This is a genomic window from Massilia suwonensis, from assembly GCF_042655665.1.
GTDB lineage: Bacteria > Pseudomonadota > Gammaproteobacteria > Burkholderiales > Burkholderiaceae_D > Telluria > Telluria suwonensis.
In genome coordinates this window covers 329,966-349,660 of the sequence record NZ_JBHSMR010000013.1, presented here as the reverse complement: position 1 = coordinate 349,660, position 19,695 = coordinate 329,966, and the positions used below count along the sequence as shown (strand labels likewise).

Annotated in this window: 20 protein-coding genes and 1 pseudogene; 12 read left to right on the top strand and 9 right to left on the bottom strand. The window is 65.3% G+C overall.

Features of this window, described 5'->3' with window-relative positions; all coding sequences use genetic code 11:
• Positions 1 to 10 precede the first annotated feature (10 nt).
• The 9 genes and pseudogenes from ACFPQ5_RS09465 (at position 11) to ACFPQ5_RS09425 (ending at position 7,687) form a co-directional block, all read left to right on the top strand.
• Complete coding sequence (locus tag ACFPQ5_RS09465; protein WP_379754059.1) at positions 11 to 448, top strand: YeeE/YedE family protein; 438 nt, start codon at positions 11 to 13, stop codon at positions 446 to 448.
• Positions 449 to 512: 64 nt separating this feature from the next.
• Positions 513 to 1,303 (top strand): annotated as a pseudogene (locus tag ACFPQ5_RS09460) (sulfite exporter TauE/SafE family protein).
• A 34-nt stretch (positions 1,304 to 1,337) separates the two neighbouring features.
• Complete coding sequence (locus tag ACFPQ5_RS09455) at positions 1,338 to 2,039, top strand: MBL fold metallo-hydrolase (protein ID WP_379754056.1); 702 nt, start codon at positions 1,338 to 1,340, stop codon at positions 2,037 to 2,039.
• Positions 2,040 to 2,537: 498 nt separating this feature from the next.
• Positions 2,538 to 3,209, top strand: a complete 672-nt coding sequence (locus ACFPQ5_RS09450) for a c-type cytochrome (RefSeq protein WP_379754053.1) — start codon at positions 2,538 to 2,540, stop codon at positions 3,207 to 3,209.
• Positions 3,210 to 3,222: 13 nt separating this feature from the next.
• A complete protein-coding gene (locus tag ACFPQ5_RS09445) occupies positions 3,223 to 4,521 on the top strand; it encodes a c-type cytochrome (protein ID WP_379754050.1) in 1,299 nt (432 codons plus the stop codon).
• 17 nt (positions 4,522 to 4,538) lie between these two features.
• Positions 4,539 to 4,712, top strand: coding sequence for a hypothetical protein (locus tag ACFPQ5_RS09440; protein WP_379754047.1), 174 nt, complete (start codon positions 4,539 to 4,541; stop codon positions 4,710 to 4,712).
• Positions 4,712 to 5,278 carry a cupredoxin domain-containing protein gene (locus tag ACFPQ5_RS09435; protein WP_379754044.1) on the top strand — a complete coding sequence of 189 codons (567 nt, stop codon included), beginning with the start codon at positions 4,712 to 4,714 and terminating at the stop codon, positions 5,276 to 5,278. The genes ACFPQ5_RS09440 and ACFPQ5_RS09435 overlap by 1 nt, the downstream gene beginning before the upstream one ends.
• On the top strand, positions 5,265 to 6,896 hold the full coding sequence (locus ACFPQ5_RS09430; RefSeq protein ID WP_379754041.1) for a cbb3-type cytochrome c oxidase subunit I: 1,632 nt from the start codon (positions 5,265 to 5,267) through the stop codon (positions 6,894 to 6,896). The genes ACFPQ5_RS09435 and ACFPQ5_RS09430 overlap by 14 nt, the downstream gene beginning before the upstream one ends.
• A complete protein-coding gene (locus tag ACFPQ5_RS09425; protein ID WP_379754038.1) occupies positions 6,893 to 7,687 on the top strand; it encodes a c-type cytochrome in 795 nt (264 codons plus the stop codon). Before ACFPQ5_RS09430 ends, ACFPQ5_RS09425 begins: the two co-directional genes overlap by 4 nt.
• Positions 7,688 to 7,873: 186 nt before the next feature.
• Here ACFPQ5_RS09425 and ACFPQ5_RS09420 read toward each other — a convergent pair whose 3' ends face one another.
• From ACFPQ5_RS09420 to ACFPQ5_RS09405, 4 genes are all read right to left on the bottom strand, one after another.
• A complete protein-coding gene (locus ACFPQ5_RS09420) occupies positions 7,874 to 8,101 on the bottom strand; it encodes a hypothetical protein (protein WP_379754035.1) in 228 nt (75 codons plus the stop codon).
• Positions 8,102 to 8,172: 71 nt separating this feature from the next.
• Positions 8,173 to 9,309: a PKD domain-containing protein gene (locus tag ACFPQ5_RS09415; protein WP_379754033.1), complete on the bottom strand. Its 1,137-nt coding sequence runs from the start codon at positions 9,307 to 9,309 to the stop codon at positions 8,173 to 8,175.
• Positions 9,258 to 10,145: a hypothetical protein gene (locus ACFPQ5_RS09410; RefSeq protein WP_379754030.1), complete on the bottom strand. Its 888-nt coding sequence runs from the start codon at positions 10,143 to 10,145 to the stop codon at positions 9,258 to 9,260. Before ACFPQ5_RS09410 ends, ACFPQ5_RS09415 begins: the two co-directional genes overlap by 52 nt.
• Before the next feature lie 491 nt (positions 10,146 to 10,636).
• Complete coding sequence (locus ACFPQ5_RS09405; RefSeq protein WP_379760057.1) at positions 10,637 to 12,127, bottom strand: ArsA-related P-loop ATPase; 1,491 nt, start codon at positions 12,125 to 12,127, stop codon at positions 10,637 to 10,639.
• On the opposite strand from ACFPQ5_RS09405, the gene ACFPQ5_RS09400 reads away from it, so the two are divergent.
• Entirely contained in the window at positions 12,096 to 12,683 is a 588-nt protein-coding gene (locus tag ACFPQ5_RS09400; RefSeq protein ID WP_379754027.1) for an aldo/keto reductase, read from the top strand. The genes ACFPQ5_RS09405 and ACFPQ5_RS09400 overlap by 32 nt on opposite strands.
• Positions 12,684 to 12,844: 161 nt before the next feature.
• Here ACFPQ5_RS09400 and ACFPQ5_RS09395 read toward each other — a convergent pair whose 3' ends face one another.
• On the bottom strand, positions 12,845 to 14,971 hold the full coding sequence (locus ACFPQ5_RS09395) for a sensor domain-containing protein (protein WP_379754024.1): 2,127 nt from the start codon (positions 14,969 to 14,971) through the stop codon (positions 12,845 to 12,847).
• Positions 14,972 to 15,132: 161 nt separating this feature from the next.
• On the opposite strand from ACFPQ5_RS09395, the gene ACFPQ5_RS09390 reads away from it, so the two are divergent.
• A complete protein-coding gene (locus tag ACFPQ5_RS09390; protein WP_379754021.1) occupies positions 15,133 to 15,570 on the top strand; it encodes a universal stress protein in 438 nt (145 codons plus the stop codon).
• Between the two features lie 149 nt (positions 15,571 to 15,719).
• Positions 15,720 to 16,724, top strand: coding sequence for a site-specific integrase (locus ACFPQ5_RS09385; RefSeq protein ID WP_379754018.1), 1,005 nt, complete (start codon positions 15,720 to 15,722; stop codon positions 16,722 to 16,724).
• A gap of 57 nt (positions 16,725 to 16,781) precedes the next feature.
• On the opposite strand, the gene lpxO is transcribed toward ACFPQ5_RS09385, so the two are convergent.
• The 4 genes from lpxO to ACFPQ5_RS09365 form a co-directional block, all read right to left on the bottom strand.
• Positions 16,782 to 17,681: a lipid A hydroxylase LpxO gene (gene lpxO, locus ACFPQ5_RS09380; RefSeq protein ID WP_379754015.1), complete on the bottom strand. Its 900-nt coding sequence runs from the start codon at positions 17,679 to 17,681 to the stop codon at positions 16,782 to 16,784.
• A 161-nt stretch (positions 17,682 to 17,842) separates the two neighbouring features.
• A complete protein-coding gene (locus ACFPQ5_RS09375) occupies positions 17,843 to 18,067 on the bottom strand; it encodes a DUF6139 family protein (RefSeq protein ID WP_379754012.1) in 225 nt (74 codons plus the stop codon).
• Between the two features lie 112 nt (positions 18,068 to 18,179).
• On the bottom strand, positions 18,180 to 18,380 hold the full coding sequence (locus ACFPQ5_RS09370; RefSeq protein WP_379754009.1) for a hypothetical protein: 201 nt from the start codon (positions 18,378 to 18,380) through the stop codon (positions 18,180 to 18,182).
• Positions 18,381 to 18,533: 153 nt separating this feature from the next.
• Positions 18,534 to 19,466 (bottom strand): methyltransferase domain-containing protein, encoded by a 933-nt coding sequence (locus tag ACFPQ5_RS09365; RefSeq protein WP_379754006.1) that lies wholly within the window; start codon positions 19,464 to 19,466, stop codon positions 18,534 to 18,536.
• Positions 19,467 to 19,695: the final 229 nt, after the last annotated feature.

The window sequence follows — 19,695 nt, the reverse complement described above, 5'->3', positions numbered from 1 at the left end:
AGGAATTGACATGCAAATCTTCATGGCATTGATGGTCGGCCTCCTGTTCGGCATCGGCCTGATCGTATCGGGCATGACCGATCCCGCCAAAGTGATCGGGTTTCTTGACCTGGCAGGCAGCTGGGATCCGTCGCTCGGTTTTGTGATGGGTGGCGCCATCCTGGTGGGAATCTTCGCCTTCGGCGTGGCGCGCAAGCGAAAGCGCTCCCTGCTTGGCGCGCCCATGCGCCTGCCGACGGCGACCGTCATCGACCGCCGCCTTGTGCTCGGTTCGCTCGCTTTTGGTGCCGGCTGGGGGCTAGCCGGGTACTGCCCGGGCCCCGCCCTGGCATCGCTCGCGACAGGTGGCGCCAAGCCGCTGCTCTTCGCGCTGGCGATGCTCGCAGGTATGGGCCTGTTCGAGGTGCTTGACCGCGTCTCGGCCTCACGCGCGCAGGGCCAGGCCTGAGCATGAACATGACCGTGATCGGCCGTCCCGCCTTCGACGGGCTTTCCCTGAACGAGAGGCTGTCATGCTGACGGGTCTCACCTTGGGATTGACCGTTGGGCTGATCCTTGCCCTGACCGGGGCTGGTGGCGGCATTCTGGCAGTCCCGCTGCTGGTCTTCGGCACCGGCGCCAGCGTTTCCGAGGCGGGGCCGGTAGGACTGATGGCGGTCGGCATGGCCGCGGCCTTGGGTGCGGTGTTGGGACTGCGGTCAGGGATCGTGCGCTACCGCGCCGCCGTGCTGATCGCCGCGACCGGCATGCTGCTGTCGCCGGCGGGCCTGTGGGCTGCGCGGCAAGTCGACAGCCGCTGGTTGGCTGTTCTGTTCGGGCTGGTACTGCTGTACGTCGCGCTGAAAACGTTCAGGCAGGCGTCGGGGAAAAACACCATCGCCACGTCCGTGAATGTAGTGTGCAAACGCGACGGCGGTAGCGGGCGCTTCATCTGGAACCGTCCCTGTGCACTGGCCATGTCCGTGTCGGGCGGTCTCGCCGGCCTGCTGTCCGGCCTGCTCGGCGTGGGCGGAGGCTTCGTCATGGTGCCGGCATTGCAGCGCTACACGGACCTGCCGATGAAGTCGGCCGTGGCGACCTCGCTGGCGGTCATCGCACTCATTTCGCTGATGGGCGTTACGGCCACTGCCCTTAGCGGCCATCTGGACTGGGCCCTTGCCCTGCCCTTCTCGGCGGGCGCGCTTGCAGGGATGCTCGGTGGCCGTTCGCTCGCATCCCGTCTTGCCGGCCCCAGCTACAAAAAGGTTTTGCAGCCCTCTCCGCCCTTGTCGCTATTGCGATGATGGTCAAGGCGGTGTCGTAAAGAAGTCCCGTTACCATTGATCGAGGAAACCAAGATGAACCTGAATCCCATCCAGTTGTTCGATACCGAATCGTCGACCTTCACCTATATCCTGACGGCGCCGGGGTCGAACCAGGCCGTCATCATCGATCCCGTCGACCATCAACTCGAGCGCGACCTGCGCCATCTCGAGCGCCTCGGGCTGCAACTGGCCCTGGTCCTCGAAACCCATGCACACGCAGACCACGTGACGTCCGCCGGCCGGCTGCGCGCGCTGACGGGCGCCCAGGCCGCGGTGCCGAGCGGGTGCGGCATTGCGCCAGCCGAGCTGCAGCTGAACGACGGTGACGTGCTCCGCTTTGGCTACGCCGAAGAAATCAGGGTGCTGCACACGCCCGGTCACACGGCGGGCAGCATGAGCTACCTCTGGCGCGGCAACGTCTTCACCGGCGACACGCTGCTGATCGACGGCTGCGGGCGAACCGACTTCCAGAGCGGCAGCAGCGACGCGCTCTACGACAGCGTGACCGGGAAGTTGTTTGCCTTGCCCGACGATACGCGCGTATGGCCGGCGCACGACTACAAGGGCCAGGCGGTGTCGACGATCGGCTGGGAAAAACGGCACAACGCGCGTCTTGCCAACCGCAGCCGCGAGGACTTCCGGATACTGATGAGCGAACTGAAGCTGGCAAAGCCGAAACTGATCGACATTGCGGTGCCGGCGAACCAGAACCTGGGGCTGCCGCACGGAGCCTGATGACAAACATGGTTCTGCCCGCCCTACCAGTGATGGGGCAGGAGTTTGGCGCATGGTCCGTCAAAGCAGGAGCGACGTTCGGACTGATATCGCCACCGCACGGTTTGTTGAGGAGTGCATTCTCTTATGCATGCAGCCCTACAGTTCTTGGTAGGGTTTAGCTTTGCATCGGAAGCGAACGCACCACTGGTCCGTTATAACTCAGATTTAAAACTAGTACGTTTGGCACTAACACGATAGTGTACCAATTGTAGAGGGCCGGACTTCTTGCAGCAAATACTACTGAGGGGTGCCAGCAGTATCAGCTGTTTTAAGGCAGGATGGCAGGCATAGCGAGACCGATTCCTGGTTTTGAGACCGGGCTCACAGCTGTGTGCGTCAGGCGACTGATAAATATGATAGCTTCCTTACCAATTCGTCTCACAAACCTTACATAACAACGTAACGCTAGGGGGAGAAGTGAAGATTTCTCTTTGTTCAGCTTTAATCGTTGTCTCGATGTACCCTGCGGCTGGGCTGGCCCAAACCGGGGCCGCCGACCGTATTCCCGACACGATGGAGGCCCGCGTCGCGGCCTGCATCGGCTGCCACGGGCCAGCCGGGCGCGGTGTCGAGAACGTGTATTTCCCCCGCCTGGCCGGAAAACCTACGGGCTACCTCTACAACCAACTAGTGGCTTTTCGTGACGGCCGCCGCAAGTATGTTCCCATGAACTACCTGCTGGCCTACCTGCCCGACGCCTACCTCTACAAGATGGCCGAGCACTTCGCGGCCCAGAATCCGCCTCCGCTCGCGCAGCCGCGCGTAAACGCGTCCGCTACCCAGATCAGTGCCGGCCAGCGCATCGTCACCCAAGGGGTACCGGCCAAGCGCCTGCCGGCCTGCGTGACCTGCCATGGCGCCGACCTGGCCGGACTCGAGCCCGGCATTCCCGGCCTGCTGGGCCTGCGCGCCGACTATGTCAGCGCCCAGCTCGGCGCATGGCGCTACGGGGTGCGCACCGCGATCGCGCCCGACTGCATGCAGGTCATTGCCTCGAGCCTGAGCGAACCCGAGGTTGCCGCCGTCTCGGCCTACCTGGCCTCGCTCCCGGTTACCAATGCCCGGCCCGCGAGAACCGCAGGCGCGCGCCTGCCGCTCGCCTGCGGTAGCCAGCCCCAGCCGAAGTAGGAGTTGCGTCCCGATGAACACGACCCGACTAATAAAAATTGTCTCCGCAACGCTGGCGCTGGGCGCCCTGGCTGCCGGCGCCCTCGCGCCCTCGCTGGCGCAGCAACAACCGAAACGCGGCGCCCAGCCGGCCGGTAACGCCCAGCAGGCACTCATCGAGCGCGGCAAGTACCTGGCGCAGGCAGGCGACTGCATCGCCTGCCATACTGTCCCGGGCGGCAAGATCTTTTCGGGCAACCGCCCGATGCCCACCCCCTTCGGCACCTTGTACGCGCCGAACATCACGCCCGACCGACAAACCGGAATCGGCGACTGGACCGCCGACGAGTTCTTCAAGATGATGCGCACCGGCCGCTCGCGCAACGGCGACCTGCTGTATCCGGCCATGCCTTTCGCCAGCTATACGAAGGTGACGCGCGCCGATACCGACGCCATCTTCGCCTACCTGCGTTCGGTGCCGCCAGTGCGCCTGGCCAGCCGCCAGCACGACTTGCGCTTTCCCTACAATAACCGGGCGCTCCTGATCGGCTGGCGCACCCTGTATTTCCAGGAAGGCGAATACGTGCCCGACCGCAGCAAGTCGGCCGAGTGGAACCGCGGCGCCTATCTCGTGCAGGGCCTGGGCCACTGCGCGATGTGCCACACGCCGATCAACGCGCTCGGCGGCTCCTCGCAGGAACGCGCCTTCCAGGGCGGCCTGATCCCGATGCAGAACTGGTATGCGCCTTCGCTCACCTCGAACAAGGAGGCGGGCCTGGGCACCTGGGAGATCCAGGACATCATCGACCTGCTGCAGAAAGGCGTGTCGAACCGCGGCACCGTGTACGGACCGATGGCCGAGGTCACCTTCAACAGCCTGCAGTTCATGACGACTGAGGACGTGCGCGCGATGGCGGTCTACCTGAAGAGCCTGCCCGCCGACCAGCCACTCGCCAACGATCCGGCCGCGGCGCCGGCGCGCGCCAACGTCACCCAGCAGTTCACGCAGGGCAAGCGCATCTACGACGCCCAGTGCGCGAGCTGCCACGGCGCCCAGGGGCGCGGCAAGCTGCCCCACTATCCGCCACTGGCGGCCAACCAGTCGATCACGATGACCTCGGCCGTCAACCCGATCCGCATGGTGCTCAACGGCGGCTATCCGCCCGGCACCCGCCGCAACCCCATGCCCTACGGCATGCCGCCGTTTGCCCATGAACTGAACGACAGCGACATCGCCGCCGTCGTGACCTACATCCGTACGGCCTGGGGCAACCGCGGGGCACCGGTGGGGGTGCGCGAAGTTAACGATCTGCGTGCAGCGACTGTCGAATAATTGACCTGGGAGCGTTCATGATTGTGGAGCCGAAGGAAAACGATAGCAGCCATGACCAGGGGCGGGTCGATGCCGTCGTGGCGCAGGGGCCGCTGGGCGCCTTTGCCGTGGCCGGGGTCGCGGTGGCCCTGGTGATGGCCATGTGGCTGGCGTTCTATGTACTGGTGTTCCTGGCACGGGGAGGCGACTGATGGCACACGGCCACCCTGCAGGAAACGGCGCAGCCGTTGCCCATGCCGCCGAATATCGCTGGGCTCTGCTGGTCGGCGCCATCATCGCCTTCCTGATCGGCATGATGATCTACATGAGCGTGCACTGGGCCGCAATGCCGCCGGTACGCACCGAAACCATCGACCCCGGCACGCTGCACATCTCGGGCGAGTTCATCGAAGCCAATCTCGGTTCGGTGGCCGAATCGGACGGCTCGGTCACGGTGCGCGTGCTCGCCAACCAGTACTCGTTCACGCCGTCGTGCCTGCTGCTGCCGACCGGGACGCCAGTGCGCATCCGCGGCACGGCGGCCGACGTGGTGCACGGCTTCTCTATCGCCCAGAGCAACGTCAACGTGATGCTGGTCCCCGGCTACATCTCCAACTTCCAGACGAAATTCGAAAAACCCGGCGAGCACGTGATGCCCTGCCACGAATACTGCGGCGTCGGCCACGCCGCCATGTGGGCGCGCGTGAAGATCATCGACAAGGCCGAGTTCATGCGCCAGGCCGCAGGCGGAAGGAGGTTGAGCTGTGCTGAACAATGACACCCGGCGCCTGGTACTGGCGCACTTCTGGATCGCCTTCGCCGCCTTTTTTGTGGCGCTCCTGCTGGGCGAGTGGCAGATGTACATCCGCAGTCCCCTGCGCGACTGGATCGGCAACCCCGAGCTGTACTACCGCGCCGTGACCGCCCACGGTTCGGCCATGGGCTACGTATTTCCCACCCTGGTGGCGATGGGCTTCGGCTATGCGATCGTCGAGTTCGCGCTCAAGCAGAGCCTGGTGGGCAAGCGCTGGGCATGGATCGGCTTCTTCCTCGTCGTGCTCGGCACGGTGACGGCCATGGTGCCCGTCTCGATGGGCCTGGCGACCGTGCTCTACACCTTCTATCCGCCGCTGATCGGTAACGCCTTCTATTACATCGGCGTGGTGCTGGTGGTGGTCGGTTCCTGGATCTGGGTGGCCCTGATGTCGGTCAACCTGCGTGTCTGGAAGAAGGCGCATCCCGGCGAAGCGGTGCCGCTGCCGATGTTTGCCAATCTCGCCGGCGCTTATCTCTGGGCCTGGACATCGCTCGGCGCCGCGATCGAGATCCTGTTCATGATCCTGCCGGTCGCGCTCGGCTTCAAGTCGACCATCGACGCCGGCCTGGCGCGCGTGTTCTTCTCCTGGACCCTGCACGCGATCGTGTATTTCTGGCTGATGCCGGCCTACATCGCCTTCTATACCCTGGTGCCGCGGGCGATCGGCGGGCGCCTGTACAGCGACAAGATGGCCCGCATTTCCTTCATCCTGTTCCTGGTGTTCTCGATGCCGATCGGGGTGCACCACCTGTTCCAGGATCCGCAGGTGGGCTCGGGCGTGAAGTTCCTGCACGCCGTATTCACGGGCATGGTCTCGATCCCGACCCTGCTGACCATCTTCACCATCACCGCCTCGGTCGAGATCGCCGGCCGGCTGCGCGGCGGCAGGGGTGCGTTCGGCTGGGTCAAGGCGCTGCCGTGGAAGAACCCGATGATGCTGGCGGTCGCGTTTTCCTTCATCCTGCTCGGCTTCGGCGGCGCTGGCGGCCTCATCAACATGAGCTACCAGCTCGACTTCGCCGTGCACAACACGCAGTGGATCACCGGCCACTTCCACCTGATCTTCGGCGGCGCCATCGTCATCATGTACTTCGCCCTCGCCTACGACCTGTGGCCCCACCTGACCGGCAAGGCACTCGCCAGCGGCCGCCTGATGCGCACCCAATTGTGGCTGTGGTTCGTCGGCATGATCGTGCTGACCTTCCCCTGGCACGTCGTCGGCATCCTCGGCATGCCGCGCCGCATGGCCTATTTCGACTACAGCAATCCGGAGATCGCGCCGCAGGCGATCACCGTGATCATTACCTTCATCGGCGGCCTGATGCTGGTGGTGTCCGGCCTGCTGTTCCTGCTGGTATTGCTGGGCGGCCACCGCAGCGTGCGCATCCCCTTGCCCGAGTTCCGCTTCAGCCAGGCGGCCCACCACGAAGGCAGGCTGCCGGCCGCGCTGAACAGCTACGCGCTGTGGCTGGCCCTGATGATCGGCCTGTCGATCGTGAACTATGGCTATCCGATCAGCCAGCTGATCGCATTGAAACAGACCTCGGTGCCGGCGGTGCCGGTAGGGAGCCAGCCATGAGCGACGAAAAAACCTTCACGTTCAGGAACCGCTGGTTCACGATCAGCGTCGGCATCCTCGTGCTGGTGGCCCTGCTGGCCGCCCTGGTCGGTTTCGTATGGGTGCCGCAGGCGCATGCGCGCAGCGTCGCGGCTAGCCTGTGGGAAGCGATCTGCCGCGCTGCCGGCGCCCCGGCCCCGTTCCAGACTGCCGGCCTGCCGGCCGAGCAGCAGAAGTTCCCGACCAGCGTGATCGTCAACGCCCAGATGATGAACGTGGGAAGCGGAGGTTCGGTCGGCCATGGCGCGACCCTGGCGATGGCCTGCACCATGTGCCATGGGGCGCGCGGCACCAGCCCGGCCGGCACCCCGCACCTGGCCGGCCAGCCCGCTTCGGCCACCTACAAGCAGCTGCGCGACTATGCGTCCGGGCACCGGCTCAGCGCGATCATGCAGCCGCTGGTGGCCAACCTGAGCGACCAGGACATGCGCGACCTCGCCGCCTACTACGCTTCGCTCGAGCGCGAGCGCATTGCCGACATCGCACCCTCCGCCGAAGGGACCCCGCGCCTGGTGCGCAACGGCGACCCGATGCGCAGCGTCGGCGCCTGCTCTTCCTGTCACAGCCCGCACGCCGTGCGTCCGGCAACGCCCGTGCTGGAAGGCTTGTCCGAAACCTACCTGCGCGACCAGATGCACGCCTTCCGCGCGGGACGGCGCACGAACGACATCAACCGGCAGATGCGCAATGCGGTGCACAAGCTGAGCGACGATGAAATCGCGCAGCTGGCGCGCTATTACGCTGCGAGATAAGCTCTCGGCCCCGGAGTGCTTTAGCGCAACAATATTACTCGCCCGCCGTAGCCTTATCTGGCTGATTGGAGTCTGATGGTAGTTGAAAGTGCAGGACTAATCGGAACAAAACTGAATGGCAGGATAAGCGGTTTTCAGATGCGGACATCGCTCAAAGCTGTTCAATTTATCTGGCCTTTGTCTATGCTAAGGAAACGCTGAAGTAGTCAGTTTTGGATGGTCCGACCGGCGGGCGCCCGGCCCGTCGCGCTTTGGGTAGTACGGCAACGGCGCGGCCACCAGCCCCGGCCACGGCATATTCGCTTTCATCCCGGCTGGAAAACGATCGGCAGAGTCAGCTTCTTCTTGCTGGCAAGCTCCAGGTCGGAAAAGCTCGATTGCTTCATCATCGGCATGAAAGAAGGGATGCGCCATCGTGCCTGCTTAGCTCGCATCGGTACGACGAGCAGAGCTGACACAACGGCATCACCTAACCTAGCGCGGCGCTATTCCAGAACGATGCTGCCGTCGATCACCCGCCCGGCCGCAGTGCCGGATGGCGCACGCGCGTTGTCGTAATCGACCACGTCCGTCCGGCTTCCCGGATCGGTATGCCAGATCTTCAGGACGAAGCCGCCCTGCCCGCCCCCGGCCACGGTCGCCGACGTGGACAGCCTGAACCTGTAACCGTCCGTTCCCCCGACCGTACCGCTGCCCTCGAATACCTGCTGGGTTCCCTGGCGGCCCAGCAGCCGGAAGGCGTGGCTGCGGAAGGCCAGGCCCGGCAAGTCGAACTGCAGCGCGGCCGGGACGCGCTCTGCCTGGGCGGTCATGGACCTTGGCGCGATCAGACGGAAGCTCGCTTTGCCGGCATACAGCGGCGCCTGCGCCACCGCACCGGCCGGCGACATCAGCGTCCCGGCGCCGGCCACGGCCCCGCCCGATGGCGCGGTGACCACCACGTCGTGGCTGACCGCGCTGCTGCGGCCGCGGCGATCCACCACGGTGACCGTCACCGTGTAGATACCTGGCGCAGCGAAACTGTGGCTGGCGTCGGCATTGCCAGCGCTACCGCTCTCGCGCACCCGGCCGGCCTGCGCGGCGCTGCCGTCGCCCCACGACCAGGTGACGCTGCGCGTGCCGACCCGGTCCTCGTCCACGAAGGCCATCGATGCCCCCATCGGCACGCCCGCCTTGACCACGGCCGGCGCCACGACCGGGCCAAGCGCATGGCCGCACCCGCACTTCTGCTCCGGCCGCAGCAGAACCAGCCCGGCGTTCGAGGTCGCCACGATCGCACCGCTGTCATTGATCGCGACCGCATCGTCCAGCACCAGCCCGGGCGGCGCATGGCGCAGGTATCGGTTCAGGTCGAGCATGCCCCGCCGCGCCGTCCAGACGAATGCGCGCGAACCGCCCGCCCTGTTCTCGGCGAAGCCGACGATCTGCCCACTGGCGTTGACGTCGAAGGCGCGCGAGCCCTGGCCGCCCAGGGTGCCGAGATCGCGCGTGCCGGTTGCCCGCGTCCACGACATCGCATGCTGGGGGCGATTGGCGAAATTGATGAAACCCGCCATGTGCAGGCCGGGCGTCATCGCGAGCACGATCGCCTCGGTGCCGCCCGCCGTTCCGATGTCCACCATGCCACTGGCCCGCGTCCACAGGAAGGCGCGAAACTCGCTTGAGGGGGGGGAAGAAGGCGATTGCCTGCCACCTCCCCCCTGGCGCCGACGGCCACGGGCGTCGAATCGACGCTGTCGAACGCGTCGATATCGACAGGCCCGCCGCGGCGCGTCCAGATGACGGCATGCCGGCGGCCATTCGCGGTCGTCGCCTGGCCGGCAATGTCGCCCGCCTCGTTGAGGGCCTCGCCAAAGGAAGCGCCCTCCTCGGTGAGCGCACCCAGGTCTTCCAGGCCGCTTCCCAGGGTCCAGCGGAAAGCGTGGTGGGCGAAAGCGCTATGGAATGTGCCGGTGACGACGCCATTATTGTTGATCGCCGCCGCCCCCGAGGAGGTCACGCCTGGCGACGCACCGATGTCGACCATGCCGCTGCCCGCGCTCCAGACGAAGGCGTGCGGGAGGCCGAGAGATCTCACGGTGTCACGGCCGGCGACCTGCCCGAGGTCGTTCAGGTCGGTCACCAGGACCTCGTTGCCGCCCAACGTGCCAATATTGCGCACCGCAGTCCCGTCATACAAGTAGCCCGTCGCGCGGGTCCCGCCGGCCTGCATCGAGAACGCCACCTGCCCCTTGGCATTGATGTCCGGGGGCGCGGCAAGCCGGCCGGCAGCCAGGTTGACCACGCGGTAGGTCGTGTACGTGCTGCGGATAATTCTGCTGTCTGCGACGCCGTTGGGCTGCGCCTGTTGCCCAACTGCCGTGCCGCCTGCCGTCAGCGCGAAGAGCAAAATGGGAAGGCGCAACAACGGCCTGGTTACGCTGGCGACCAGCATGAGCTTGTCTTGAAAGCGTTGCATGTTTTTCTCCTGAAGGATGAAAACTGCTTCCGTCGCCGGGGCGGCGCCGTAGTCGGCGTGAGCATGCGCCGCGCATATTCCGAACGCTTGATTTCGGTCAAGCCTGTACGTCCGCTTGCGGTGAATCTGACCGACTGATGCGCCCGCTCCAAGCGTCGGCTTGACATTCGGTTTGGCTTTGGACCCGGAAGGTTTGGTTCGGCCAAGGCCGCTGCTGAGTATTCAAGCCAACTAGCGCCGGCTCAATGTGCAGGATCTTCGGTATTCGAAGCGGCTTGGCACCCGTGCCCTGGCCTCCACCGTTCGCAGTATCTCCCGCTCCTACGTCGAAAGCTCGAGTCGGGAACCGGCAGTCTTCCATTCATCAGGACAATGTATGGCCCGGGATCCCTGTTTCTTGCGGTATTCGACCGACCGGGGACAGCGCTGTCGAACCGTAACGGGATCGATCACTTCGTGCCGGTTGCGTCAGATGGCGTGGCCGTCGGCACTCACTCCTTGCCGGATCGGTGGTTCACCAGTTTCGACAACTCGACAAAGCCGATTGGTGGCCGGGTACACCAGGGGACGATGAAGGTGCGCGCGGCCAGTCCACTCGCCATGCGGGCCATTTGCTTGCGTTCGCCCGCCAGGCGCGCCGTCAGCAGCGGATCGTGCGTGCCGGCAGCCGGCACGCTCTTGTTGATCACCCAGGCGTAGGGCTCGATACCGGCGCGACGCAGATCGTCCTGCAAGGCAGCCGATTGTGAAACCGGTGTTGCCTCCGGTAGCGTCACCAGAATAATTTTGGTGTATGTCCCGTCCTGCATCCGCATCAAGGGGGTGCTCATGCGTGCCTTGTCATGGCCTTCGAAATCGCGCAGCGTTTGCCGGTGGTAAGCGCCCGCAGCGTCCATCAGCAGCAGGGAGTGCCCGGTCGGTGCCGTATCGAGCACCACAAAAGCGCTGCGCGCTTCGTTGACAATTTTTGAGAAGGCATGAAAGACCGCTACTTCTTCCGTGCATGGGGAGCGCAAGTCTTCCAGCAGCAATGCTCGTTCCTGTTCGTCGAGTCCGGGCGATTTCCTTACCATCATCCTGTCGATGTAACGCTGCGTTTCGACCTTGGGATCGATGCGATCGACACGCATGCCAGGCACCTCCCCCTCCAGCGTCGCAGCCAGGTGCGCCGCTGGATCGGTGGTGCTGAGATGAACGGTTTTGCCGCGCTGAACCAGGCCAAGCGCCAGGGCGGCAGCGACGGTCGTCTTCCCCACCCCGCCCTTACCCATCACCATGACCAGGCCGTGCCCGGCTGCCGCCAACTCGTCGGCCAATGCGTCCAGGCCCGGCAGGCGCTCCATGGGTGCGCTCGCCACCAGGCCGCTGGCGAGCGGGGTGGCATGCGACGAAAGTAAAGCCCGCAAGGCTGACAACCCGACCGTATCGAAGGCGCGCAAGGGTACCTGGTCCTGCGGCAAGGACAGCAGCGATTGCGGCATCCCATCGAGCGCCTGGCGTCCCAGCGCCGCAATGGCACAAGCGACCTCATCGCCCGGATCGCTGGCGTGGAACACGCCGTTGATGATGAGGCGCTGGTTGTTCAACCCGAGTGTGCGCAATTCGTCCGACGTGCGCGCCGCCTCGGCAATGGCAGATTTGTCCGCGCGGGCGACCAGAATGAGGGTGGTTTGGCCCGGGTCGCTCAAGGCATCGAGCGCGGCCTTGAAACGCACTTCATGCATCTTCAGTCCCGAGTGCGGGCCGAGGCAAGAGGCTCCGCGATCGTTACCTGCCAGGAAGCCACTCCACGCTTTGGGCAAGCTCAGCAGCCGTAAGGTGTGCCCCGTCGGCGCGGTGTCGAACACGATATGGTCAAAATCGCCCACATCGTCCGCAAGAAGCGAGGCGAATTCGTCGAATGAAGCGATCTCGGTGGTGCAGGCCCCCGACAATTGCTCGCGAACGGTCGTGCGTTCCGCTTCAGTGGCGCCGGCGCCCATCTGCGCAAGCACGCGCCGGCTCCGCACCGATCACCTCGACATGTACCTGCTGCACTGGCCTGGCCCGGTGCCGCTCGACGAGACGCTGGAGGCCTTCGATGCGCTGCTGCGCGCGGGGAAGATCCGTCACTGGGGCGTCAGCAATTTCGATACGCCGGACCTGGAGGAACTGATCGACCTGCCTGGCGCGACAGCGGTAGCGGCCAACCAGGTGCTGTACAACCTGACGCGCCGCGGCATCGAGTTCGATCTGATGCCATGGTGCAGGGCGCGCGCGCTCCCCATCATGGCCTACTCCCCCCTCGAGCAGGGCCGCCTGCTTCGCGATCCCGCGCTGCTGCGCCTTGCGGCCGAGTATGGCGCCACGCCCGCGCAAATCGCCCTGCGCTGGGTGCTGCGCGACGACCTGACGATCGCGCTGCCGAAGGCAGGCACGGCCGCCCACGCCGCCGAGCTTCGCGGCGCGCTCGACCTGCCGTTGTCGCCGCAGGACATGGCGGCGCTGGACCGCGCATTCCGGCCGCCCGAAAGGAAGCAGCCGCTCGAAGTGATCTGACGCATCGCCGCGCGGGTTCGACCTGCTTCGACCGCTGGACATGCTCAAGCATGGCTGCGACGCCTGCCAGGGCTACCTGTGCGCGCCGGCACTGCCCGCCGACGCGTTCCGTCGGCCAGCTGCAAGCGGTGACCAGGAATGACGGGCGCGGCCGGTGCGGCTCACGCATGGCCGATGCCGCTAGCGCTGTACAGCGTCTCGAACTGCGCGATCGGCATCGGCGCGCCCAGCAGGTAGCCCTGCAGCGCCGAGCAGCCGCTGCGCGCGAGAAAACTGCGCTGGGCTTCGTGCTCGACGCCCTCGGCGACGATCTCCAGTTTCAGCTGCTGCGCCAGCGCGATGATGGCTTTGACGATGGGACCGGCATTCGGGTCGACGTGGACGTCGTGCACGAAGGAGCGGTCGATCTTCAGGGCCGTCAGGGGAAACTGCTTCAGGTAGGCCAGCGAGGAATACCCGGTGCCGAAGTCGTCCAGCGAAAAGCGCAGGCCCTGGCCGCACAGCATGTGCATGCGCTCGGCCAGGTCCTGCTTGTCGTCGGCGAAGATGCTTTCGGTCAGTTCCAGGAGCAGCTGGCCTGCCGGCGCTTTCGTGCGGGCCAGGATGCGCGCCACCTCCTCGGGAAACTCGGGGTCGCGCAGCTGCTGCACGCTGACGTTCACCGCCAGCTTGAGCTTGCCGAGCGACCTGTCGCCGCGCCAGCGTGCCAGCGCGTTGCAGCTGTCCTCGAGCACCTGCTGGCCCAGCGGCAGGATCAGGCCCGAGGATTCCGCGAGGCCGATGAAATCGCCGGGCGCGACGAGCACGCCGTTCTCGCGGCGCCAGCGCACCAGCACTTCGGCGCCGACCAGCTGGCCGCGCACGTCGAACTGCGGCTGGCAGAACAATACGAACTGCTGGCGCGCGAGGCCGTCGCGCAGGCCCGTTTCCAGGGCCGACTGGCGGTCGGCCGCCGCCTGCATGCCTGGGTCGAAGAAGCGCGCGATGTGGCGCCCGTCGGACTTGGCGCGGTACATCGCCAGGTCGGCCTGCCTGAGCAGCGTGTCGACGTCCGCCCGGGTGCCTTCGAACAGCGTGACGCCGATGCTGGTCGTGCTGACGAACATGCGGCCATCGAGGTGATACGGCTGGTCGAGAATCTCCAGGATCTTGTCGACCACGTGGTTCGCTTCCGCGACGGCTTCCTCGGGACTGGCGCCCAGCTCTTCGAAGACCACCACGAATTCGTCGCCGCCCAGGCGCGCCAGCTGGTCGCTGTGGCGCAGGGCAAGCTTGAGGCGCTGGGCCACCTGGCGCAGCAGCAAGTCGCCGACGTCGTGCCCCATCGTGTCGTTCAGGAGCTTGAAGTTGTCGAGGTCGAGGAAGAGCACGGCGCCGACCTGGCCCGAGCGCTCGCTGCGTGCCAGCACCTTGTCCAGTTCCTCGGCCAGGAAGCGCCGGTTCGGCAGGCCGGTCAGGTGATCGAAATACGCCAGTTCGTGGATGCGCTGTTCGACCTGCTTGCGCTCGGTAAGGTCGGTATTCGTGCCCGAGATGCGCAAAGGCAGCCCCGCGTGATCGCGCAGGACGAAGCCGCGCGACAGGATCGGCACCGCGTGACCGTCGCGGTGCACCATGCGAAATTCGATGCTGTAGCTTTCGGACGTTCCGCCCAGGACGTCGTGCAGGAAGCCCGCGACGCGCCCTTTGTCGTCGGGATGGACGACCTGTTGCCAGGTGCGGGCGTCGGTGACCAGGTCGCCGGGGCGGTAGCCGAGCATGTCCCACCAGCGCTCGGAGTAATGCACCTCGCCGTTTCGGAGGTCGTAGTCCCAGGACGCGTCGGTCGAACCGCGCAGCACCAGGCGCAGCCGCTCCTCGGATTTCTGGGCACGCTGCTCGGCAAGCTTCAGCTTGGTGCAATCGGTGAAGCAGACGACGACGCGCTCGACGCGCCCTTCCGGGTCCAGTTCCGGATAGGCGTTGCAGATCAGCCAGCGGACCGGACCCGGCGGGGTCGCCGGCACGCCGACGATCATGTCGGACACCGGTTCGCGCGTTGCCAATACCTGGTTCACCGGGTACTCCGCCTCCGGCATCACGGTACGGTCGGAGCGCACGAGGGACCATTCCAGCTCGCTCGATCCGGTGCCGATCAGTTCCTCTTCCGACTGGCCGAGCAGGAGACCGGCACGCCGGTTCGCGGAACGGATGCGGCCGTCCGGGCCGAGCACGATGACGCCGGCCGGCAAGTGGTCGAGCAGTTCGTCGAACTGGCGCTGCAGGTTCGCTGATTCGTTGGGAGGCATGGGGTCGCCCGAAATGCGCTTCACCGGCAATGATGCCACCAATGGCGCGCGAAAGGGCATTTCGTATGCCCGCCGGCGCGTTTGCGCGCGATCAAACGCGGCGCGAGCGTGCGCGCGAGACTGGTTCAACGAACCGTCCCTGACTTTAACGAGGAGGAAGCATGTTCAAGCGCATTCTGCTGCCGACCGACGGGTCCGAACTGTCTGCGCGCGCCGTCCTGGCAGGGGTCAGTTTCGCCAAGGAAGTCGGCGCCGAGCTGGTCGGCATGACCGCCCTGCCCGATTTCAAGACCTTCACGGCGGACGCCGAGATGATCGAAAGCACCGAGGACGAATACCTTGCCGCCAGCGAAACGCGGGCCAACAAGCGCCTGGCGCCGATCGTGGACGCGGCGCGCACCGCCGGCGTGGACTGCACCGCGCTGCTGGTGCGCTCGGACGATCCGCACGAAGCCATCCTGCGCACGGCGCGCGAGCGCGGCTGCGACCTGATCGTCATGGCCTCGCACGGCCGGCATGGCCTGAACGGGGTGCTGCTGGGAAGCGAAACACAGAAGGTGCTGGTACATAGCGCGATACCGGTGCTGGTCTATCGCTGAGTCCACCGCTTCTTCCTGGTCGCCTGCGTGATTATTTTTTCGCTTGTCTGTAGCCCGTGACGCTCGGTAATATAGGTTTGCATAAACGCGACGTTGGTTAGTTACCGATTTATGTTAATGTAGGCTATGTCCATCCAGCGTGCCTCTCCATGCACACCCTGACTTCGTGGGATGCCGACCCGGTCCAGGCATTCAAGAAATTCGTCGCCTCCGCCGCCTTCGCCGACACCGGCCGCCGTACCCGCGCCGACGGCACGCCCCGCCTGCTCTCGCCGGCCTCGGCCAAGATCTATATCTTCATGTTCAACAACGTGGCCGGCTGGTTCCCGGAACAGGGGCTGAAGTTTTCGACCGTCACCCAGGCCGACCTGCTCCGCTTCATCGAGCGCCGGGTCAAGGGCAAGCGCGTCCTGAACAGCAAGATCGCCTACCGCTACCTGCGCCTGCTGGAACGCTGCTACGAGCATCTCGAGGTGACGCCGAATCCGGCGCAGCAGGCCATCCTCGGCATCGACCGCGCCCACATGACGCAGGACGAGGCCGGCCGCGCCTTGTCGCCCGACCAGCTGGAGCGCTTCTTCGCCGCCCTGCCCGGCGAGGCGCCAGGCAAACAGGGAAGCCGGCCCTTCGGCGGCTGGAAGCGCCGGCGCGACCGGGCGATGCAGCTGGTGATCGCGCTGGCGGGACTGCGGGTGTCGGAAGCGATCGGCCTGCTCATTGCGGAAGTCGGCCGCCAGGCCGCGCTCGACGGCTCGATCGTGCTGACCATCACGCCGGACGAGAAGCACGATACCAGCCATGAGCATGCCGTCACCCTGCCCCGGCTGGGCGCCGAGGCGCTGCGGGCCTGGCTGGAAGAACGGGAAACGATGGCGATCCCGGGGGAATTCGTGTTTCCCGCCAACCTGACGGGCGCCAGGATGACCAGGAAAACCGTGTATATGCAGATGCGCGCCACCTTCGAGCGGGCCGGCATGGATCTGGCGCGCTCGGGCGGGCGCACCCTGCGCAATACCTTCGCCAAGCAGCAGCTCGAGCAGGGCACGCCCGCCGACGAGCTCAAGGACGTGCTGGGACTGGCGCTGGAACGCTCGGCGGCGGACTACCAGCTGGTGCGGGTGAAGCCCGATCCGGAACCCGATCCGCCGGATTGACGGTAAGCCCGCGCGGCGAAACGGAGCCGTAGCCGGGGCATTGCCCCGGATTCAAGGTCAGATCCAATAGATCAATGCCGCCAGTCCCACAATCAGCGCCACCTTGGTGACTTTATAGGCCGTCTTGTTCCAGGCCTTGTAGCGGCGGCGGTACCCGCCCATGATGTGCGAAATCTTGAACAGCTTGCTCACCAGCCCGGTCTGGTCCCCGGTTTCGTTGGGAGAGCTGGCGGCCGTCATCATGGTGCGGCCCAGCCAGCGGTTGATGGCACTCATCCAGCGGGTGCGCATCGGACGCTCGACGTCGCAGAACAGGATGATGCGGTCGCTGTCGCTGCCGTTGATGGCCCAGTGGATATAGGTTTCGTCGAAGATCACGCCTTCGCCGTCGCGCCAGCTGTGGCGCTGGCCGTCGACGTCGATGAAGCAGCGGTCGTCGTTCGGCGTGGCCAGGCCCAGGTGGTAGCGCATCGAGCCGGCGAAGGGGTCGCGGTGCGGATTGAGCTTGGCGCCGGGCGGCAATTCGGCGAACATCGCCGCCTTCACCGTCGGGATGGCTTGCAGCATCGCATAGGTCTGCGGGCACAGGCGCTGGGCCGACGGGTGGCTGGCGTCGTACCACTTCAGGTAGAAGCGCTTCCAGCCGGTCTTGAAGAAGGAATTGAAGCCTGCGTCGTCGTTCTGCTCGGCCGCCTTGATCTTTTTCATCGCCAGCATGTTTTCCGCTTCGGCGCGGATGACCTGCCAGTTGGCCTGCAGGGGCGCCAGTTCGGGGAAGTCGCTGACCGGGATGTAGGGCGTGCTCGGCACCCGCGAGAACAGGTGCATGAAGATGTTAATCGGCGCCATGAACGACGAATGGTCGAACAGCTGGCGTCCGAACGGCAGGCGCACCTTGCCGCGGAAATGAATGTGGAAAACCGCGAGGAAATAAAAACCGACCAGCGCCCACTTCATCTTGCCCCCAGCCCGGCTTCGAACAGCCGGCATCAATTAAACAGGGCGCAAGAATAGCATATCCACCGGGTGCCCGTCGGGGGACCCGGTGAAAACGGGAGCGCTTGTCGCGTGCATGCCGAAGCCTGCACTGTCGGTGCCGCTGGCGCGGCGAATGCGTCCTACTGGACGTGCGTCATGGCATAGCCTTTTTCCGCGAGCTGGCCACTCAGGTTGTCGATCTCGTAGTCGGGCAGCAGATCGGCGTTGTCCTCGATCTCGAAGGCTCTTGCCTCCACTTCCCAATCGGTATTGGTGGCTTCTTCGGGGATGTTACGGGTTTCCGGCACGGCCAAGTAGGAGAACTTGCCGTCGCTTTCGGCTCTGCGGTAAATGTCCAGGCGCATAATCGTTTCCTTACAGTGAAAGCGCGCTTTCGGGTGAAAGCGCACGGCTCCACAGTATGCGAAAGGCAAGCCGGCGTCTGTTAATTGCCCCACACTCTGCCGGACCGATCACTTACCTTCCCGGCGACAGGCCCAGCACGCGGGCCGGCAGCAGCAGGATCGCGCGCAGCAGGCTGAACACGGCATCGACGCCGATGCCCAGCAGCCTCAGCGGCAGCAGGAGCAGCCAGACGAGCGGATAGAGAATCAACGCCAGCAGGGCGAGCGGCCAGCACAGGAACAGAAGTAGCAGCCACAGCAGGAAACCGAACATCGTGCGCTCCAGTCAGAAGGTATGGAGCGAGTGTAAGTTCTGGAGTAAAGACGCGCAGGCCGTATGCGACGAATGGCAGCCTGGGGCGGCCGACCTGCGGAAATGGGCGACGAACCGGCCAGCGAATGGACCGGTCCGCCGGTACAGGAGGATTTAAGCGAACTCGACAGTGCGAACCGCCACTGGAGCCGGCGCCTCGACCTCGTCGAAGGCCAGGCCGGTGCGAATCGCCGCCTGCAGGCTCGGGATCGAGCCGCCGGCACGGTACTGGAAGGACACCTCGACCAGGTCGCCGGCCACCACGTCGAGCGCACGGGCCAGCGGCAGGGTCATGTAGTGGTTCAGCCAGTCGATCGTGGTGCCCTGCTCCTGCACGATGGACAGCACGTTCTTGGTCACGAAACGCAGCGCGTTCAGGGTGCCGTCCTGCTGGACCGTGAAACTGCCGCGCCAGGCAATCAGGCTGTCCACCGGCTCGGCGAAGTCGAGCACGCTGTACACAGCCGGCTGGGCCAGCTCGACCGTGCCGGGATAGGCGACGGCCGTGTCCTGGAACTGCACGATCGGCGCGTAATAGCCGTGGAAGTTGTAATCCTGCTGCAGCGGCTGGACCGCCATCACCACCGCTTCCGGCATGAAGATCGGCAGCGGGCCGCCGAAACGCTCGAGATAGCGCTGCTTGAAGGCTTCGATCACGGCCACCTGTTTTTCGCGCAGCATGGCGACGTGGATCATCTCGCAGATCACGACGTCGACCGGCTCCGGCGGCAGGTAGTCGAAGGCGTCGGCGTGGATCACCTCGACCTTGTGGCCGTTCGGGTTCTGGGCCAGGAAGCGGCGCGCTTCCTGCACCAGGTCGGGATTGAACTCGACGCAGTAGACCTTGTCGGCCTGCTGGGCCGCGAAGAAGGAAAGCACGCCGGTGCCGCCGCCCAGCTCCAGCACCTTCATGCCGGGACGCACCGCGTGGGCGATCGCGCCCTGGAAGGCATTCATGCGGTTCTGGTCCATCAGCATATTGTGGTGGTAATGGACCGGGATGAATTGGCCGAGGTAGCAGCTTTCGATTTCGCGTTCGTTCAGCATGGGAGATCCTTGTTGTGCCTTGTTATGCGCTGCGGAGTTTCTGCATCGCAATATTCGTTACGGTAAGGAGATTATGCGATGCCGTTCCGAGGATCTATGCAGAGAGGAAAGACGGGATTACCCGCCAGTTCGGCCGAACCAGCGGAGGGGATCAGCGCCCGCCGCGCTGCAGGGCGGCCGCCACGCGCGGCTTGCCGGCGCGCTCGGCGATCTGGACGGCGTCGAGTCC

Coding starts and splice junctions, on each gene's coding strand:
- ACFPQ5_RS09465 (WP_379754059.1), top strand. CDS start 11: ATGCAAATCTTCATGGCATTGATGGTCGGCCTCCTGTTCGGCATCGGC.
- ACFPQ5_RS09455 (WP_379754056.1), top strand. CDS start 1,338: ATGAACCTGAATCCCATCCAGTTGTTCGATACCGAATCGTCGACCTTC.
- ACFPQ5_RS09450 (WP_379754053.1), top strand. CDS start 2,538: ATGTACCCTGCGGCTGGGCTGGCCCAAACCGGGGCCGCCGACCGTATT.
- ACFPQ5_RS09445 (WP_379754050.1), top strand. CDS start 3,223: ATGAACACGACCCGACTAATAAAAATTGTCTCCGCAACGCTGGCGCTG.
- ACFPQ5_RS09440 (WP_379754047.1), top strand. CDS start 4,539: ATGATTGTGGAGCCGAAGGAAAACGATAGCAGCCATGACCAGGGGCGG.
- ACFPQ5_RS09435 (WP_379754044.1), top strand. CDS start 4,712: ATGGCACACGGCCACCCTGCAGGAAACGGCGCAGCCGTTGCCCATGCC.
- ACFPQ5_RS09425 (WP_379754038.1), top strand. CDS start 6,893: ATGAGCGACGAAAAAACCTTCACGTTCAGGAACCGCTGGTTCACGATC.
- ACFPQ5_RS09420 (WP_379754035.1), bottom strand. CDS start 8,101: ATGGCGCATCCCTTCTTTCATGCCGATGATGAAGCAATCGAGCTTTTC.
- ACFPQ5_RS09415 (WP_379754033.1), bottom strand. CDS start 9,309: ATGGTGGACATCGGAACGGCGGGCGGCACCGAGGCGATCGTGCTCGCG.
- ACFPQ5_RS09410 (WP_379754030.1), bottom strand. CDS start 10,145: ATGCAACGCTTTCAAGACAAGCTCATGCTGGTCGCCAGCGTAACCAGG.
- ACFPQ5_RS09405 (WP_379760057.1), bottom strand. CDS start 12,127: ATGGGCGCCGGCGCCACTGAAGCGGAACGCACGACCGTTCGCGAGCAA.
- ACFPQ5_RS09395 (WP_379754024.1), bottom strand. CDS start 14,971: ATGCCTCCCAACGAATCAGCGAACCTGCAGCGCCAGTTCGACGAACTG.
- ACFPQ5_RS09390 (WP_379754021.1), top strand. CDS start 15,133: ATGTTCAAGCGCATTCTGCTGCCGACCGACGGGTCCGAACTGTCTGCG.
- ACFPQ5_RS09385 (WP_379754018.1), top strand. CDS start 15,720: ATGCACACCCTGACTTCGTGGGATGCCGACCCGGTCCAGGCATTCAAG.
- lpxO (WP_379754015.1), bottom strand. CDS start 17,681: ATGAAGTGGGCGCTGGTCGGTTTTTATTTCCTCGCGGTTTTCCACATT.
- ACFPQ5_RS09375 (WP_379754012.1), bottom strand. CDS start 18,067: ATGCGCCTGGACATTTACCGCAGAGCCGAAAGCGACGGCAAGTTCTCC.
- ACFPQ5_RS09370 (WP_379754009.1), bottom strand. CDS start 18,380: ATGTTCGGTTTCCTGCTGTGGCTGCTACTTCTGTTCCTGTGCTGGCCG.
- ACFPQ5_RS09365 (WP_379754006.1), bottom strand. CDS start 19,466: ATGCTGAACGAACGCGAAATCGAAAGCTGCTACCTCGGCCAATTCATC.